At 39.8% G+C, this 17,749-nt stretch carries 16 protein-coding genes; 11 read left to right on the forward strand and 5 right to left on the reverse strand.

The window, feature by feature from the left end; all coding sequences use genetic code 11:
• Positions 1–40: 40 nt before the first annotated feature.
• On the forward strand, positions 41–394 hold the full coding sequence (locus ACX0HA_RS06375; protein WP_317499541.1) for a 4Fe-4S dicluster domain-containing protein: 354 nt from the start codon (positions 41–43) through the stop codon (positions 392–394).
• Positions 395–459: 65 nt separating this feature from the next.
• Here ACX0HA_RS06375 and ACX0HA_RS06380 read toward each other — a convergent pair whose 3' ends face one another.
• Entirely contained in the window at positions 460–987 is a 528-nt protein-coding gene (locus ACX0HA_RS06380; RefSeq protein ID WP_458844441.1) for a hypothetical protein, read from the reverse strand.
• Between the two features lie 231 nt (positions 988–1,218).
• Here ACX0HA_RS06380 and ychF point away from each other — a divergent pair, with 231 nt between their 5' ends.
• The 6 genes from ychF (at position 1,219) to ACX0HA_RS06410 (ending at position 9,433) form a co-directional block, all read left to right on the forward strand.
• Positions 1,219–2,313 carry a redox-regulated ATPase YchF gene (gene ychF, locus ACX0HA_RS06385; protein ID WP_458844442.1) on the forward strand — a complete coding sequence of 365 codons (1,095 nt, stop codon included), beginning with the start codon at positions 1,219–1,221 and terminating at the stop codon, positions 2,311–2,313.
• Positions 2,314–2,428: 115 nt separating this feature from the next.
• The gene (locus tag ACX0HA_RS06390) at positions 2,429–2,968 is read left to right on the forward strand and encodes an NADPH-dependent FMN reductase (RefSeq protein WP_458844443.1); all 540 of its coding nucleotides are present in this window, start codon (positions 2,429–2,431) and stop codon (positions 2,966–2,968) included.
• A complete protein-coding gene (locus tag ACX0HA_RS06395) occupies positions 2,952–3,635 on the forward strand; it encodes a TIGR02117 family protein (protein ID WP_458844444.1) in 684 nt (227 codons plus the stop codon). The genes ACX0HA_RS06390 and ACX0HA_RS06395 overlap by 17 nt, the downstream gene beginning before the upstream one ends.
• 114 nt (positions 3,636–3,749) lie before the next feature.
• Positions 3,750–4,724: a transglutaminase domain-containing protein gene (locus ACX0HA_RS06400; RefSeq protein ID WP_458844445.1), complete on the forward strand. Its 975-nt coding sequence runs from the start codon at positions 3,750–3,752 to the stop codon at positions 4,722–4,724.
• A 115-nt stretch (positions 4,725–4,839) separates the two neighbouring features.
• Complete coding sequence (locus ACX0HA_RS06405; RefSeq protein ID WP_458844446.1) at positions 4,840–6,690, forward strand: DNA topoisomerase IV subunit B; 1,851 nt, start codon at positions 4,840–4,842, stop codon at positions 6,688–6,690.
• A gap of 91 nt (positions 6,691–6,781) precedes the next feature.
• Positions 6,782–9,433 carry a DNA gyrase/topoisomerase IV subunit A gene (locus ACX0HA_RS06410; RefSeq protein WP_458844447.1) on the forward strand — a complete coding sequence of 884 codons (2,652 nt, stop codon included), beginning with the start codon at positions 6,782–6,784 and terminating at the stop codon, positions 9,431–9,433.
• Positions 9,434–9,518: 85 nt separating this feature from the next.
• Here ACX0HA_RS06410 and ACX0HA_RS06415 read toward each other — a convergent pair whose 3' ends face one another.
• From ACX0HA_RS06415 to ACX0HA_RS06425, 3 genes are all read right to left on the reverse strand, one after another.
• Positions 9,519–10,370: an OmpA family protein gene (locus ACX0HA_RS06415; protein ID WP_458844448.1), complete on the reverse strand. Its 852-nt coding sequence runs from the start codon at positions 10,368–10,370 to the stop codon at positions 9,519–9,521.
• Between the two features lie 81 nt (positions 10,371–10,451).
• Positions 10,452–11,441, reverse strand: coding sequence for a glycosyltransferase family 2 protein (locus tag ACX0HA_RS06420; protein ID WP_458844449.1), 990 nt, complete (start codon positions 11,439–11,441; stop codon positions 10,452–10,454).
• Complete coding sequence (locus ACX0HA_RS06425; protein WP_458844450.1) at positions 11,438–11,890, reverse strand: type I restriction enzyme HsdR N-terminal domain-containing protein; 453 nt, start codon at positions 11,888–11,890, stop codon at positions 11,438–11,440. The genes ACX0HA_RS06420 and ACX0HA_RS06425 overlap by 4 nt, the downstream gene beginning before the upstream one ends.
• 52 nt (positions 11,891–11,942) lie before the next feature.
• Between ACX0HA_RS06425 and holA the strand changes: the two genes are divergently transcribed.
• From holA to ettA, 3 genes are read left to right on the forward strand one after another with little or no spacing between them, the layout of a single operon-like run.
• On the forward strand, positions 11,943–12,947 hold the full coding sequence (holA, locus tag ACX0HA_RS06430; RefSeq protein WP_458844451.1) for a DNA polymerase III subunit delta: 1,005 nt from the start codon (positions 11,943–11,945) through the stop codon (positions 12,945–12,947).
• Between the two features lie 51 nt (positions 12,948–12,998).
• Positions 12,999–13,175: a CAL67264 family membrane protein gene (locus tag ACX0HA_RS06435; protein ID WP_169519004.1), complete on the forward strand. Its 177-nt coding sequence runs from the start codon at positions 12,999–13,001 to the stop codon at positions 13,173–13,175.
• Positions 13,176–13,221: 46 nt separating this feature from the next.
• Positions 13,222–14,913, forward strand: coding sequence for an energy-dependent translational throttle protein EttA (ettA, locus tag ACX0HA_RS06440; protein ID WP_458844452.1), 1,692 nt, complete (start codon positions 13,222–13,224; stop codon positions 14,911–14,913).
• Between the two features lie 108 nt (positions 14,914–15,021).
• On the opposite strand, the gene ACX0HA_RS06445 is transcribed toward ettA, so the two are convergent.
• On the reverse strand, positions 15,022–16,275 hold the full coding sequence (locus ACX0HA_RS06445) for an OmpA family protein (protein ID WP_458844453.1): 1,254 nt from the start codon (positions 16,273–16,275) through the stop codon (positions 15,022–15,024).
• Between the two features lie 94 nt (positions 16,276–16,369).
• On the opposite strand from ACX0HA_RS06445, the gene ACX0HA_RS06450 reads away from it, so the two are divergent.
• Positions 16,370–17,731, forward strand: coding sequence for an NAD-dependent succinate-semialdehyde dehydrogenase (locus ACX0HA_RS06450; RefSeq protein ID WP_458844454.1), 1,362 nt, complete (start codon positions 16,370–16,372; stop codon positions 17,729–17,731).
• The last annotated feature ends 18 nt before the right edge of the window (positions 17,732–17,749 follow it).

Below are 17,749 nucleotides of genomic sequence, written 5' to 3' on the forward strand. Positions count from 1 at the left end.
TTTTGTCGCAAATTTAAGCTTTTAAATACTAAGATACGCTATGGCAATCATTATAACAGACGAATGTATTAACTGTGGGGCATGCGAACCAGAGTGCCCAAATACGGCTATTTATGAAGGAGCCGATGACTGGAGATATAAAGACGGTACAAGCCTTCGTGGCAAAATAGTGCTTCCTTCTGGGGAAGAAGTGGATTCAGAAGAACCACGTACACCGGTATCGGATGATATTTATTATATCGTTCCTGATAAGTGTACGGAGTGTAAAGGTTTCCATGATGAGCCGCAATGTGCTGCTGTTTGTCCGGTAGACTGTTGCGTTCCTGACGACAATCACGTAGAGAGTGAAGAAACACTGCTTAACCGACAGGCATTCCTGCACGGAGATGAGTAAAACATAAAAAAAATCCTGAGCTTAAAACTCAGGATTTTTTATTTTCATAGCAATTTGAAAACGTATTAAGGTGCTTTGGTATAGGTCTGTATCGTAATACCATCGGTCTTGTCGTCATAGCTTTCCACAACAAAATTTCCGTTGGTATCAAAATAACCTATCGATGTCCTGTCTTTGGTTTTGTAGATATAATTATTGTTTGCCGCTTTTCTTATTATGGCATAGTTGGAATTGTCAGGGGTAGATATCCTGTACCCTGAAGCATCTGTAACAAACTGGTATCTGGCATTATCCATTGTGTAATAACTTGAACTGCTTACCTGTGTTGGCACACCGGTACCTGATACTGTGGTTGTAGAAATAACCTGCGTAGGGGTAGGTTTTACATCTTTATTCAGTTTTTTAGATTCAGCATCTTTAAGCTCAATATTTTGCTGTGTCGATGTTTTCTCGGTTTTGGTAACTGTTTTAGGAGTTGAACCGTTCTGTACGGTCACGGTTGTTGTCTTTGTCTCTTCCGTGACGTTCTTGTTTACCTGTGCATTAAGCGTAAAGCCTAACGAAAGGAATATAATAGCTGCTATATTTTTCATGGCAATGTTATTTTAGGATTATTATACTTACAAAGTTACCTGCCGTATGTTAAACAAGTTTGTAGAAAAACATAAAGTATTGGTAAAAATCACCTGAGTTACAAAAGTAGCAAAGTGACAAAGTTTCAAAGTTAAGAGTGTAGTAATTCAACTTTACGCGGATTAAAGACTTTGTTACTTTGAAACTCTGTGACTTTAGATTATATTTGCACCCTCAAAAAAAGCCAATTCATGAAAGCAGGTATAGTAGGATTGCCAAACGTAGGCAAATCGACACTTTTTAATTGTTTATCAAACGCTAAAGCACAGAGCGCGAACTTTCCGTTTTGTACGATCGAGCCTAACATCGGTGTGGTAAACGTACCGGATCCGAGGCTTGAAAAACTGGAAGAGCTTGTTAGTCCTGAACGAGTTCAGCCGGCGACTGTTGATATCGTAGATATCGCAGGTCTTGTAAAAGGCGCGAGCAAAGGTGAGGGTCTTGGTAACCAGTTCCTTGGTAACATCAGGGAGTGTAACGCTATCATTCACGTATTGCGTTGTTTTGATAACGACAACATCATCCATGTTGACGGAAGCGTAAATCCTATCCGTGATAAAGAGACTATTGATATCGAGCTTCAGCTTAAAGACCTTGAGACTGTTGAAAAACGTCTTGAGAAAGTAAAAAGAGCTGCTAAGACCGGAAATAAAGAAGCTCAGGTAGAGGAAGCTTTACTTGAAAGAATCAAAGAAGCTTTGCTTCAGGCAAAATCTGCAAGGACTGTAGAGCCGCAAAATAATGACGAAGTTGAATTGCTTGAAGCATTCCAATTAATCACTACGAAGCCGGTACTTTATGTTTGTAACGTAGACGAAGGTTCTGCTGCAACAGGTAACAAATATGTTGACCAGGTACGTGAGCTTGTAAAAGACGAAAACGCAGAGGTTATGTTTCTTGCTGTTGGTACAGAAGCTGACATCACTGAACTTGAAACATACGAAGAACGCAAAATGTTTCTTGAAGACCTAGGCCTTACAGAGCCGGGATCATCTTCACTGATCAGGTCGGCGTATAAACTTTTAAACCTGCAAACGTACTTTACAGCAGGTGTTAAAGAAGTTCGTGCCTGGACTATTAATATCGGAAACACTGCGCCACAGGCTGCAGGTGTTATCCATACTGATTTTGAAAAAGGATTTATCCGTGCAGAGGTTATCGCTTATGATGATTATGTAACGTATGGAACTGAAGCTAAAGTAAAAGAAGCAGGAAAACTTAAAGTAGAAGGAAAAGAATATATCGTTAAAGATGGTGATGTAATGCACTTCAGGTTTAACGTGTAAGTAATTTCAAATTACGAATTATAAATTACGAGCCTGTTGGATACTATCCGGCAGGCTTTTTCTTTTTATATTACTTATATTATTTCTACTTTTACCTTCAACCAAAAATCAATCTATGAAACTACTAGCCTTTGGCGGAAGCAGCAGCAAACATTCCATTAACAAACAATTTGCAACCTATGCTGCATCCCTTTTTAATGCCGATGAAACCGAAATACTCGACCTTAACGATTACGAACTGCCTTTATTTAGTGTTGATAAAGAAAAACTAATCGGTACGCCGCCTATCGCCAAACAATTCTATGAGAAAATAGAATGGGCAGATGTTTTGGTAATCTCTGTTGCCGAGCATAATGCCGGTATGACTGCCGCTTTTAAAAACATCTATGACTGGGCTTCGCGCCAAAAGAAACTGGTATTCAATAATACACCCTTATTACTGCTTTCTACCTCTCCGGGTAAACGTGGAGGGGCGAGTTCGCTTGAAGCAGCACAAATAAGCCTGAAATGGTATGGAGGCAATATTAAGGCTACTTTCTCATTGCCAAGCTTTATAGAGAATTTTGATGTAGATTCCGGTAAAATATCCAATAAAGAAATGGATGAGGCGTTAAAAGAGATTATACGCAATTTCGATTATGAACAAAAAGGGTAAACAGGTCCTCAAATTCACTGGCAGGTTTGTACTTGCCATAGTTTTGTTTATTGTTGTATATGTGCTTTTTGCCTTTATACTGGCGCACATTCCTGTAAATTCTGATACCGAAAAGAGCAATGAAGTAACTATTTATATCAACTCCAATGGGGTTCATACCGATATACTTGTTCCAATAAAAAATGGGGTAAAAGACTGGACTACAGAAATCAAATATGACCAGACCAAATCAAAAGACAGCATTATGCAATATGTGGCTTTTGGCTGGGGTGATAAAGGCTTCTATCTTGATACTCCCGAATGGAGTGACCTGAAAGCAAGTACGGCTGCAAAGGCGGCTTTCTACCTTGGGACTTCTGCCATGCATACCCGATTTTATAATACGGTTACAGAAGATGACGAGTGCGTGAAAGTTACCATCAGCAAAAAAGATTATGCCGATATGGTAAAATATATTGAAGATAGTTTTCAGTTAGATAAAAACAATCATGTACAATGGATAGCCGGTCGCAGCTATGGTAAATATGATGCTTTCTATGAAGGGCAGGGCAGTTACAGCCTGTTCTATACCTGTAATACCTGGGCTAACAACTGCCTGAAAGCAGGACATCAAAAAGCGGCATTATGGACGGTTTACGACAAAGGGATTTTTTATCATTATCAATAGAGTTTCTTAGTAACTAAGTCACTTAGGCTCTTAGTTTTCTCGCTCAGTTCCTAAGAACCTAAGCTTCTAAATGCCTTTCTTGAAATTTGGCATTCTTTTTGTCTTAGCTAAAGCATGAAAAACACATTCAATATATTTCTTTTACTACTCCTGTCGCTTAGTTTTACTGTAAACGCTCAGGATTTTGCAAAGGTAGATGCTACCGTAAAAACCTATCCAAAAACCTTTTCTTCGCCTGATAAATTAGCCGAACATATCAATAAAGATTTTAAGCGTGACGATGAAAAAGCGCGTGCTATCTTCACATGGATCGCTACTAACATAAAATATGATTATGCTGCTTATGGCGTAAACGAACGCCCTGTGGCTTATAAATTTAAAACTCAGGAAGAGAAGGAAGCCAAACAAAAAGCCATGAAGCAGGAACTTGCCCAAAAGACGCTTAAATCTAAAAAAGGAGTGTGTCAGGGGTACGCCACTTTGTATATGGTGGTTGCCGAAAAAGCCGGTCTTGAATGTGAATTGATTCCCGGAACATCAAAATCACATCCTGCACATATTGGGAAGGCACCCGGTGCGAGTGACCACGCGTGGAATGCTGTAAAGATCGGAAGCGAATGGAAGCTGCTCGATACTACATGGGGTGCGGGTACCGTAACAGGGGAGAAGCCTGAGTTCGTTTTTAAGTTCAATGATAAGTATTTTTTCAGTGAGCCTGATACATTTTTCCTGAACCATTTCCCGGATGATAAGCGCTGGCTGTTAACAGATAAAACCGAAAAAGACTTTGCAAATCTGCCGTTATACTATGGTGATTACCTGATGAAAGGCTATGATTTTACAGCTCCTTCAGCAGGTAGTTTTAAAGTTGTTCCGTCAGGGATTATTGAGTTTAAAGTAAAGAACTTAAAGCCCGGTGATATGGTGCATTACGCCTATAGCAGGGACAGGGTAATTAAAGAGGTTACACCCGAACTAAAAGGTGATACAGCTGTTTTTAACGTGTCGATGAATAACGGTTCTGTTGGTACGCTTACCATCTATATCAACCAGAAATCGGTGGCTGCCTATAAGATAAATAAGGTATAAAGTAAGAATATATACTTAGTGCTTAATTTAAGTCGGATCGTTTGATAAGTTTCTGTGATACGGCTTTCATTTTTTGTGCAGAAATGTTACATTAGCAGAAAATCCATAAAATTTTATGCTGGAGCAGAATCAGTACACTGAAGATAATATCCGTTCACTCGACTGGAAAGAACATATCCGTATGCGTCCGGGTATGTACATCGGTAAGTTGGGCGATGGCTCTTCTCCCGATGACGGTATCTATATCCTTATAAAAGAGGTTATTGATAACTCCATTGATGAGTTCGTTATGGGTACCGGTAAAACTATTGAGGTTACCCTGAAAGACAAAACCATAAGTGTTCGTGACTTTGGCCGTGGTATTCCACTGGGTAAGGTGGTAGATGTTGTGTCTAAAATGAACACCGGTGGTAAGTACGACTCCAAAGCATTTAAGAAATCGGTTGGTCTGAATGGTGTCGGTACTAAGGCGGTTAACGCCCTTTCGAACTATTTCCGTGTGGAATCTGTTCGTGATGGTATTCTCAAAGCGGCAGAATTTTCTGCCGGCGAGCTTACCATTGAAGAGCCGGAAACCGAAACCAGTAAGCGTAAAGGAACTAAAGTGATCTTTACTGCTGATGAAACCATATTTAAGAACTACAAATACCGTAATGAGTATATCATCAAGATGCTCAAGAATTATTGCTACCTGAACACAGGGCTGACAATAATTTACAACGGTGAAAAATACTTTAGCGAAGACGGACTTAAAGACCTTCTTGCCGAAACTATAAACGAAGACGACAGGATATATCCTATCATCCACCTGAAGGATGAGGATATCGAAATTGCCATGACCCACAGTAAGACTCAGTACAGCGAAGAATATTACTCTTTCGTTAATGGTCAGAATACGACTCAGGGTGGTACGCACTTAGGGGCTTTCCGTGAGGCAATCGTAAGGACGATAAAAGAGTTTTATAACAAGAACTTTGAAGCGTCCGATATCCGTAAATCAATCGTAAGTGCGATTAGCGTTAAGGTTGAAGAACCGGTTTTTGAGTCGCAGACCAAAACCAAGCTTGGATCTACTGATATGGGGCCTGAAGCACCATCGGTACGTACGTTTGTAAACGACTTCGTTAAGAACAAACTTGATAACTTCCTGCACCGTAATCCAGAAGTAGCTGATTTGCTGCTTAAAAAGATATTACAGGCAGAGCGTGAGCGTAAGGAACTTTCGGGTATCCGTAAGCTGGCTAGGGACAGGGCTAAGAAAGCGTCGCTTCACAACAAGAAGCTGCGTGACTGCCGTGTACACCTTACCGATGCTAAAAACCCACGAAGTCTTGAGAGTACACTTTTCATAACCGAGGGAGACTCGGCTTCGGGTTCAATTACTAAGTCAAGGGATGTAAATACGCAGGCGGTATTCAGTTTGAGGGGTAAACCCCTGAACTCATACGGTATGACCAAGAAGATCGTGTATGAGAATGAGGAATTCAACCTGCTTCAGGCTGCATTGGATATCGAGGAAGAGATGGAGAACCTGCGCTATAACAATATCGTGATCGCTACCGATGCCGACGTTGATGGTATGCACATCCGCCTGCTGCTAATTACGTTCTTTCTACAGTTCTTTCCTGAGCTGATCAAAGAGAATCACTTGTATATATTGCAGACACCGTTATTCAGGGTGCGTAATAAAAAAGAAACGATATACTGCTACTCGGATGAGGAGCGTAGAAATGCCATAGAAAAACTGAAAGGCAAACCGGAGATAACCCGATTCAAGGGATTGGGAGAGATATCTCCAGATGAGTTTAAGCACTTTATAGGGCAGGATATTCGCCTTGATCCTGTTTTGATGGATAAGTCAACTTCTGTAGAAACCTTATTGGAATTTTACATGGGTAAAAACACACCGGACAGGCAGATGTTTATTATCAATAACCTGAAGGTGGAGCTTGATGTGACGGAGTAGTGCACAAAAAATGCCACAGTTATAAATAGAGACGTAGCACTGCTGCGTCTGTTGTATTTAAAATAAAATTTCAAAATTCTGGAATTAATACATGGACGAAGAAGAAGATGTAAATAACGGGCCTTTAAACGAAGAAGGCGGCGAACATTTTTACGATAAGGAAGAGAATCCTGAGTCTGGCGATACCATTACCAAGGTAACCGGTATGTACAAAGACTGGTTCCTTGATTATGCGTCTTACGTTATCCTTGAACGTGCTGTACCTGCTATTGAAGATGGTTTCAAACCCGTTCAGCGCAGGATCATGCACTCGCTTAAGGAACTTGACGATGGCCGTTATAACAAGGTTGCCAACGTAGTAGGGCATACCATGCAGTATCACCCCCACGGTGATGCGAGTATTGGTGATGCCATGGTGCAGATAGGCCAGAAAGATCTTCTAATCGATACCCAGGGTAACTGGGGTAACATACTTACCGGTGATGGTGCAGCGGCATCGCGTTACATTGAGGCCCGACTGTCTAAGTTTGGGCTTGAGGTGTTGTATAGCCCTAAGATTACTCCATGGCAGGCATCGTATGACGGACGTCGTAATGAACCCATCAATCTTCCGGTAAAGTTTCCATTGCTATTGGCTCAGGGTGCCGAGGGTATTGCGGTAGGTTTATCTACCAAAGTGCTTCCGCATAACTTTAATGAGCTTATAGATGCGTCCATAAAAATATTAAAAGGCAAGCCTTTTACGATTTTCCCTGATTTCCCTACCGAAGGCATTGCCGACATATCGAACTATAACGACGGTATGCGCGGCGGACGTGTCAGGGTTCGTGCAAGAATTTCGCAATTGGATAAGAGTACACTGGTTATTAACCAGATACCATTTAGTACTAATACAACTACTTTAATAGATAGCATCCTTAAAGCGAATGAAAAAGGCAAGATAAAGATTCGTAAGATTGAGGATAATACCGCGGCTGATGTTGAGATTCTGATACATCTTCCTGCCGGTGTTTCTCCTGATAAAACCATTGATGCATTGTTTGCCTTTACGGCTTGTGAAACATCAGTGGCACCGCTTGGCTGTGTTATTGAAGATCACAAACCACTGTTCATTGGCGTAAGTGACATGCTAAAGATATCTACCCACAGAACGGTAGATCTATTAAAACGTGAACTTGAGATTCAGCTTGACGAGTTGGAGGAAAGCTGGCATTTCCAGTCGTTAGAGCGTATATTCATAGAGAACAGGATTTACCGCCTTATTGAGGAGGAAGAAACCTGGGAAGGCGTTATAAAAGCCATTGATGAGGGTTTGAAGCCTCATACCAAGCATTTAAGACGCGCGGTTACCGAAGATGATATCGTAAGGCTAACGGAAATCCGAATCAAACGTATCTCTAAATTTGATATTGACAAAGCGCAAGAGAAAATCGAAGCGCTTGAAGGTGAGATCGAACAGGTGAAACACCACCTTGACCACATCATCGATTTTGCTATCGATTATTTCCAGAGCCTTAAAGACCGTTACGGTAAAGGACGTGAGCGCAAAACCGAACTTCGCAGCTTTGATAATATCGAAGCTACTAAGGTTGTATTGCGTAACACCAAGCTTTACGTCAACCGTGAAGAAGGTTTCGTTGGTACAGGACTAAAAAAAGACGAATACGTTGCTGATTGTTCGGATATTGATGATGTTATCGTATTCCTGCGTAACGGAAGCATGATGATTACCAAAGTGGATGTTAAAACATTCGTTGGTAAAGACATTATTCATGTTGCGGTATTTGATAAGAATGATAAGCGTACCATATATAACATGATTTACCGTGATGGTAAGTCGGGGCCATCTTATATTAAACGATTCAACGTTTCCGGGGTGACCCGTGATAAGGTATATGACCTTACTGCCGGTACAAAAGATTCTATGGTATTGTACTTCTCAGACAACCCTAATGGAGAAGCAGAGGTAATTACTGTGTTGCTTCGTCAGGTGGGTAGTGTGAAGAAACTGAAATTTGATCTTGATTTTGCTGCTATGGCTATCAAAGGGCGTGCATCTAAAGGAAATACGGTTACCAAATATCCGATCAAGAAGATTGAGCTAAAAGAAAAAGGTATCTCTACACTAAAACCGAGAAGGGTTTGGTTTGATGATACTGTTCACAGGCTGAATGTAGATGGCAGGGGAGAGCTTCTTGGGGAGTTCAGGCCAAACGACAAGCTATTGATCATCAATCAGTCAGGTAAAGTGAAAACAATTGTTCCTGAGCTTACAACACACTTTGATGAAGGTATGATCGTGCTTGAGAAGTGGGTGCCTAATAAGCCAATCTCGGCTATTTATTTTGATGGAGAGAAAGAGCGTTACTTTATTAAACGTTTTCTTGTAGAAAATGAAAATAAAGAGGAGATTTTCATTACTGAAAATCCTAAGTCACAACTTGAGATTGTATCAACAGATTATCGCCCTGTGGCAGAACTTGTATTTGCTAAAGTAAAAGGTGTACAGAAGGAAAACCTGACGATAGATATGGAAGATTTCATTGCTGTAAAAGGTATTAAAGCATTAGGGAACCAACTTACAGCAGATAAACTGAAGCAGGTAAACCTGCTGGAACCATTGCCATATGAGCCTCCTGTAGAAGAAATCCCTGAAGAGATTGAAGTAAGCGGCGAAACCGATACTGACGATACAAACATAACATTAGAAGACGACGGGCAGATAACCCTGTCATTAGATTAAAAACAAAACTCCCGCTATTTGGCGGGAGTTTTTTTATAAAAAAAGGGCTTCCAATTTGGAAGCCCTTTCTATAATCGGGGATGTATTATTTTGAAGTACCAGTTTTCTGGTTTTTCATTTCTTTCTCGATCATGTCGTAGAACTGGTCAATTTTAGGAAGTACAAGGATTCTTGTTCTTCTGTTTGTAGCTCTTCCTTCAGCAGTATCGTTAGACGTTAACGGTACATACTCACCGCGTCCTGAAGCTACAAGGCGTTTTGGATCGATACCAAAATCAACCTGAAGCAATCTCACGATAGAAGTTGCACGTTTAACAGACAGGTCCCAGTTGTCCTGAAGTACAGGGTTTTTAATAGGCACATTATCAGTGTGTCCTTCAACCATACATTCAAAGTCCGGTTTGTCCTGAACGATTTTAGCAACTTTGCCTAGTATTTCTTTAGCCCTGTCGCTTACCTGATAGCTACCACTTTTGAAAAGAAGTTTATCTGCAATAGAGATGTAAACCACACCTTTCTCAACGTTAACTTCGATATCCGGATCGTTTACACCAACTGCTCTCTTGATGCTTGTAACAAGAGCAAGTGTAACTGAGTCTTTACGTGTAAGTGCATCCTGAAGTCTTGTAATTTTAAGATCTTTCTCTTTTAAGCTTTCTAAAGATTTTTCGATGTTCTCAGCACCTTTAGAAGATAACGTAGTAAGGTTACCTACTGTACTCATTAAGTCAGTATTATTCTTTTTAAGATCTTCCAGGTGTTTTGATATTGCATCTCTTTCAGCAAGGCAGGTGTTAAGCTTAACAGTAGCACTGTTTAGCATATCCTGAATCTCTTTGTTTTTGGCTTCCAGCTCAGCAATCTTTTTCTTCGATCCGCAAGAAACCGAAGTTAGCGTCATAGCTGCTAACGTAAGGACTAGAATGGCTCTTCTCATAAAATTCAAATTTAAATTTCTAACAAAATTAAGTAATAATCAAAAAAAATATAACGTGTTTGTGTATAAAGTATTGTTAAATTATTTATCAAATATCCTGCCTTTTCTTATGAAATACAAATACACAATGCTTTTTGTTTTGTAGTAATTAGCGTATTGCTTTGAACCTCTTTTGTTTAAGAAGTGGAAAAATTTTAAATAAAAATAGAAATGAGACTTTAAAATTGCCCATAAATGTGAAAATTCCCCTCTCAAGAGGTGTCGTATCCCCGCAATCCCGTCAAGCGAAAGACGTACGAACAATACAGGAAAGAGTTTAGAAGTTGGCAGGTTTTTAAGCATCATCCACAATGAGTTCCTGAAATTAAGGAAAGTTTTGCGCGGGCTACCCATTGTTAAAGTAGCACCGCCAACGTGGTAGACTACACTTTCGCTGCAAAACATAATTTTGTGATTTGTATTGAAAGCACGCCAGCAAAGGTCTATTTCTTCCTGATGGGCAAAAAAATCAGCATCAAAACCTTTTAATGCCCTGAAGGTTTCTTTACGAATAAAGAAACATGCACCCGATGCCCAGAATATTTGGCTGGTATCATTGTATTGGCCTTTGTCTTCTTCAATGGTATCGAATATTCTTCCACGACAAAACGGAAAGCCATATTTATCAATAAAACCTCCGGCAGCACCGGCATATTCAAAATGTGTCTTGTTTTTATAGTCGAGTATCTTGGGTTGTACGATAGCTGTTTCACTGTCGTGTTCAAAAAGCGAAAGTATGGGTTGCAGCCAACCTTCGGTCACTTCAATATCAGAGTTTATAAGGGCATAAATATCTTCTTCAACTTCCTGCAATGCCACATTATAACCCTTGGCATAGCCAAAGTTACCCTTGTTCTCTATAATTTTAATCTCAGGATAATTTGCCTTTACGAATGCAAGAGAATCATCGGTAGATGCATTGTCAGCTACATATATAGCAGCTTCGGCGGAATATTTTGTAACAGAAGGCAAAAACTGTTCGAGGAGGCTTTTGCCATTCCAGTTTAAGATTACTACAGCTATACTGTTCATGGTGTTGGGGTATATTCGGGTAAATCCTGCAGGAAAAAGTATTTCTCCTGCTCATAGTCCATTTGACAAAAGTAATGATTTAAGCCATTGGTAACCATCATGTGTACTGCATTTAGCGACATGTTATAACGGGCAATCTGGTCGAATGTATTTTGAGAAATGGTTACTGCCGGTGCTTTGCATTCAACTAAAAGAAATATTGAGCCATCCGGTTGAAACACAACAACATCATAGCGTTTGGACATACCATTGATCTTAACGATCTTCTCAACATTCACATACGATTTTGGATATTTTTTTTCTTCCAGGATAAAACGCACTACATGTTGCCTTACCCATTCTTCCGGAGTAAGGATGATGAATTTTTTACGGATTTCGTCAAAAATGGCGACCTTATTTTCACTATTTTTGAAACGAAATGTATAGTTCTTAAAGTTTAGCTTTTGCATCACGCAAATTTAGCTTTTTTGATATATACCACACTCATTAAATAACCGTATAGTGGACGAAGTTGTAAAGATTTTAAACGAGATAAAGCAGGGCAATATTAAGCCCATTTATTTTTTTATGGGTGAGGAACCTTATTATATTGACAGGCTGACTGAATATATAGAAAATAACATCCTTGCAGAAGAAGAAAAAGGCTTTAACCAGATGGTGCTTTATGGAAAAGATGTATCTATAGAAGATGTGATATCAAATGCCAAACGTTATCCGATGATGGCCGACAGACAGGTGGTAATCGTTAAGGAAGCGCAGGAACTTTCACGTACTATCGAAAAGCTGGAAAGCTATGCCGAGAATCCGCAGCCAACAACCGTACTTGTTTTTGCTTATAAATATAAAACCCTTGATAAGCGAAAGAAGATTACCAAGCTGCTTGAGAAAAAAGGAGTAGTGTTTGAAAGCAAAAAGTTATATGAAAACCAGGTTGGTGACTGGATCAAGCGTGTCCTGCAAGGCAAGAATTATGGTATTGAACCAAAAGCAGCCTCAATGCTGGTTGAATTCTTAGGTACTGACCTTAGCAAGATTAATAATGAGCTGGAAAAACTCATGATCATACTTCCGAAAGGAAGCACGATTACACCCAATGTTATTGAAGAAAATATAGGTATCAGCAAAGATTATAACGTTTTTGAGCTACGCAAGGCTATTGGTGAGCGCGACCAGCTAAAAGCGTATAAAATTGCGGATTACTTTTCGAATAATCCAAAAGACAATCCCCTTGTAGTAACTACAGGACTTGTTTTTGGTTTCTTTTCGCAATTGCTGCAATATCATGGGCAGAAAGATAAGAACCCTGCCAATATAGCCAGGGTACTTAAAGTAAATCCTTATTTTGTAAAAGATTATGATGTTGCTGCCCGTAATTACCCCATGAAAAAAGTGAGTGCCGTTGTCGCTGCCCTCAGGGATATTGACGTTAAAAGCAAAGGTGTGGGCGCAAACTCAATTCCGCAGTCTGACTTATTGAAAGAGATGCTGGTAAAGATTTTTAATTAAGCTTTTTAATCACGATATTTGCTGGCTTAAAATTGAAGAAACACGATGGGAATGAATAAGAATACCATTTTAGGATGGGCCACTTTTATAATGATACTTATGGGGCTCCTGCTGATAGGGCTTGGCGCTTTTAGATATAACGATATTGCAGGTTACGGCTTTGCAGCTGTTGGCATAGGTTTTTTTGCTATAGCATGGGTATTCAGTTCTCTCAAAGGGCGAGTGTAACCACAAACAATAAACTATAAACAACAAAATAATAAACATTTTAAAAATGTCTGACGATAAGAAAGTAATATTCTCAATGTCCCGAGTTGGCAAAACCTTCCCGGGCGCACAAAAACCTGTGCTTAAAGATATTTACCTGAGTTTTTTCTATGGTGCCAAAATTGGTATCCTTGGTCTTAACGGATCGGGTAAATCGTCGCTATTAAAAATTATAGCGGGTGTAGATAAAAATTTCCAGGGAGATGTAGTATTTGCTCCGGGATATACTGTAGGTTATCTTGAGCAGGAACCACAGCTTGACGAGAACAAAACAGTTATTGAAGTTGTTCGTGAGGGTGTTGCAGAAACTGTAGCACTTCTTGAGGAATTCAATAAGATCAACGATAGTTTTGGAGATCCGGAAGTGTATGAGGATGCAGATAAAATGCAGAAACTTATGGATCGTCAGGCAGAGCTTCAGGATAGGATTGATGCTTCGGGTGCATGGGAACTTGATACCAAATTAGAAATTGCAATGGACGCGCTTCGTACAGCAGATCCTGATACCCCTATAAAAGTACTTTCGGGTGGTGAGAGAAGAAGGGTGGCTTTATGCCGTCTTTTGCTGCAACAGCCGGATGTATTATTGCTTGATGAGCCTACCAACCACCTTGATGCGGAAAGCGTACTGTGGTTAGAGCAGCATTTGGCACAATATGCAGGTACTGTAATTGCAGTTACCCACGACCGTTATTTCCTTGACAATGTTGCAGGATGGATTCTTGAGCTTGACAGGGGAGAAGGTATTCCGTGGAAAGGAAACTATTCTTCATGGCTTGACCAGAAGTCTAAACGTATGGAGCAGGAAGAAAAAACTGCTTCTAAACGTAGAAAAACCCTTGAGCGTGAGCTTGACTGGGTAAGACAGGGAGCTAAAGGCCGTCAGACAAAACAAAAAGCACGTCTTCAGAATTACGACAGGTTATTGAATGAAGACCAGAAAGAACTTGACGAGAAATTAGAGATCTATATTCCTAACGGACCGAGGCTTGGTACTAATGTTATCGATGCCAAAGGTGTTGCTAAAGCATTTGGAGATAAGTTATTATATGATAACCTTAACTTCACGCTTCCTCAGGCGGGTATCGTTGGTATTATCGGTCCCAATGGTGCCGGTAAGACGACTATATTCAAAATGATTATGGGCGAACAAACTCCGGATGCCGGAGAATTTGCAGTTGGTGAAACAGTTAAGATCGCTTACGTTGACCAGTCACACTCAAACATCAATCCTGAAAAAACTATTTGGGAAAACTTCTGCGATGGCCAGGAGCTTATCATGATGGGCGGAAGACAGGTTAACTCACGTGCTTACCTTAGCCGATTCAACTTTAGCGGCAGTGACCAGAATAAAAAAGTAGCTACGCTTTCGGGTGGTGAGCGTAACAGACTTCACCTTGCTATAACACTAAAAGAAGAAGGTAACGTACTATTACTGGATGAGCCTACGAATGACCTTGATATCAATACGCTTCGTGCGCTTGAAGAAGGTCTTGATAGTTTTGCAGGCTGTGCGGTAATAATCTCTCACGACAGATGGTTCCTTGACAGGGTGTGTACCCACATCCTTGCGTTCGAAGGAAACTCTGAAGTATATTTCTTTGAAGGAAGCTTCTCTGAATATGAAGAGAACAAAAAGAAACGCCTAGGTGGTGACTTAACACCTAAGCGTATCAAATATAGAAAGCTTATCAGATAAGTTGACAAATATGAAATCCCGCCTAAGGCGGGATTTTTTTTGCATACTATACAATAAAAAAATCCCCCGCAAAGCGGGGGATCAATCTAACCTTTGAAGTTATATTTATTATTTAATGATAAATGTAACTCGTCTTACAACCTGGCGGGCTTGTTTGCTATCTTTGTTTACAGATGCATCTTCACCATTTCCAATAATATTCAGCCTTGAAGCATCAATACCGGAGTCAACCAATATTTTCTTAACGTTTTCAGCTCTTCTCTGAGAAAGTTGTTTGTTATAATCACTATTACCAATCTCATCAGCATATCCGATTACATCAGCTGTTGCAGATGGATTCTCTTTAAGGTATTTAGTCAGGAAGTTAATTCCGGCAGTAGATTGCTCGTTTGGCATATCTTTATTAAAGTCAAAATATGCATTCACATAACCGCCGTTGATTAGACCCTGAAGATCTGTACCTGTTGTAGTGGTGTTATTTTTAGTTTTATTTTCAATATATGATTCTAATTCGTCTGGTACACCATTGTTGTTTAAGTCAACAGCTCTTCCTTTAGTATCAACTGCAACACCGGTTGTAGAATTAGGTTCAGCATCAAGATAATCCGGCACACCGTCTTTGTCTGTGTCATTCATTTGTGTTTCGATAGAGCCAACTCTTTCTTCAAGTGCTGCTAACTCATCAGATTTAACATCGGTTACCCAGTCAGCATGTTTTTCATGGCTTCCAAGATAGAATGTAAGACCAACGGTTGCGTTAACGATAAGTCCATCGATAGTATTGTTCTCAATGCTGTAACCGTCAAATGAGCGGCTTTGAAGGCCATTGACGATACCAGTTACATCTCCAGTCAATACAACTCTGTCAGATAATCTCACCTGTGCAGTAAGTCCTCCAATAAGATTTGCTCCCCAATCTTCTCCGTCAAAGGCATCATCATTGGTTAGCATATAAACACCCCCACCACCATGGGCTAAAAGGCCAAAAGTATTTGTCCAGTCTTCAAAATTCAGAACTCGCCCTAAGTTAATTACACCCTGGATGTTACCTCTTACATAATTACTTTCAAATTCCGGTGTATCGTCAGCATTTTTAAATCTGTTATAGCCAAAATCAAGTTTTAAACCAAATTTGTTATTTAGCATATAACGGAAACCAAGATCTGCGGTAAAAAAATTAGCAGGTTCTGTTCCAAAGCCCGGCGTAAATGTTCTGAAAGGTTTGTTTATCCCGCCTCCAACTTCAATTGACCATTTATTAAAATCATTATCGGCGGCCGTAGTTGTTTGTTGTGCATCCTGTGCACTTAAATTTGCCGAAGTCAGGCAAACTAATAATAAAGGGAATACAATTTTTTTCATAATATTGGTTATTGTTTTGATGAATTTTTTTGTAAAAGTAGTAATTTAGAAAAATGAAAAAATCACATTTTCTTAATGTAAATACTTGTAAATCATGAATAAAACAATAAAAACAATTAACCCTTTTAACAATAATTTATTGTCGAACTATCAGTATTTAAATGGGATACAAATTTCCGACCATATAAACGTTAGTCAGACTACCTTTACACAATGGAGGACTACAACTGTTAAAGAAAGAGTTGATTTTATCAAAACTTTAGGATTTGTTTTAACAAAACGCCAACATTTGCTTGCCGAAATGTGCACTTTAGAGATGGGAAAGCCAATAAAACAGGCGGTTGCCGAGGTTCAGAAATGTGCTCTTTTGTGCGAATATTACCTAAACAATTCTGAAGAATTTCTGGCTTCAAAACATATAAAATCCGATGCTTCTGAAAGTTTTATAACCTATGAACCATTAGGTGTCATATTAGGAGTAATGCCATGGAATTTCCCTTACTGGCAAGTTTTCAGGTTTGCTGTCCCTGCAATTTTGGCCGGTAATACTGTTTTGGTCAAGCATGCTTCTAATGTGGCCGGCTGTTCACAACTTCTTGAAGAAATCTTTCTTGAAGCAGGTTTTCCTACAGGTGTCTATCAAAACCTTCTGATTTCAAGTGATCAGGTTGAAGAAGTTATCAATAATCCAATTATAAAGGCTGTATCGCTCACCGGTAGTGAAAAGGCGGGAGCAGCAGTAGCTTCTGCGGCTGCTAAACAAATAAAAAAGGCTGTTCTCGAACTTGGTGGCAGCAATGCTTTTATTGTTTGTGAGGATGCAGATATTGAAGCTGCTGTATCCGTCGCGGTTACGGCCAGAATGCAGAATGCCGGTCAAAGTTGTATTGCAGCCAAACGCTTCTTTGTGCATGATTCAGTTTTTGACACTTTTATTGATAGCTTTAAATCAAAAGTGGAAGCGCTCAAATCAGGAGACCCTATGCTTGATACTACTGAAATAGGCCCATTGGCAAGAATTGATCTGGCAGAAGATATAGAAAAACAAGTTAATAGATCGGTAGAAATGGGAGCAAAGATTGTCACCGGAGGTAAAAGAAACAATGCTTTTTATAAACCTACAGTTGTAGTAGATGTTACAACGGATATGCCAATCTTTAATGAAGAAGTATTTGGGCCGGCTGTTCCGGTAATGCCATTCAGTACCTTTGAAGAAGCTGTAGCTTTAAGTAACCAATCTTCATTTGGACTCGGAGTTACAGTATTCACTAAAGATATTGAAGGTATTAAAAACAAGGTCCATCTTTTTGAAGAAGGTGCAGTGTTTATCAATGCTATGGTTAAATCTGATCCGGCATTGCCCTTTGGTGGTGTCAAACGTTCAGGTTATGGTCGTGAGCTTGCAGAAAACGGAATTAAAGAGTTTGTAAACGTCAAGACGGTTTACATTAAGTAATGATAAAAGAAAACGCCC

The organism is Flavobacterium hauense (assembly GCF_054457175.1).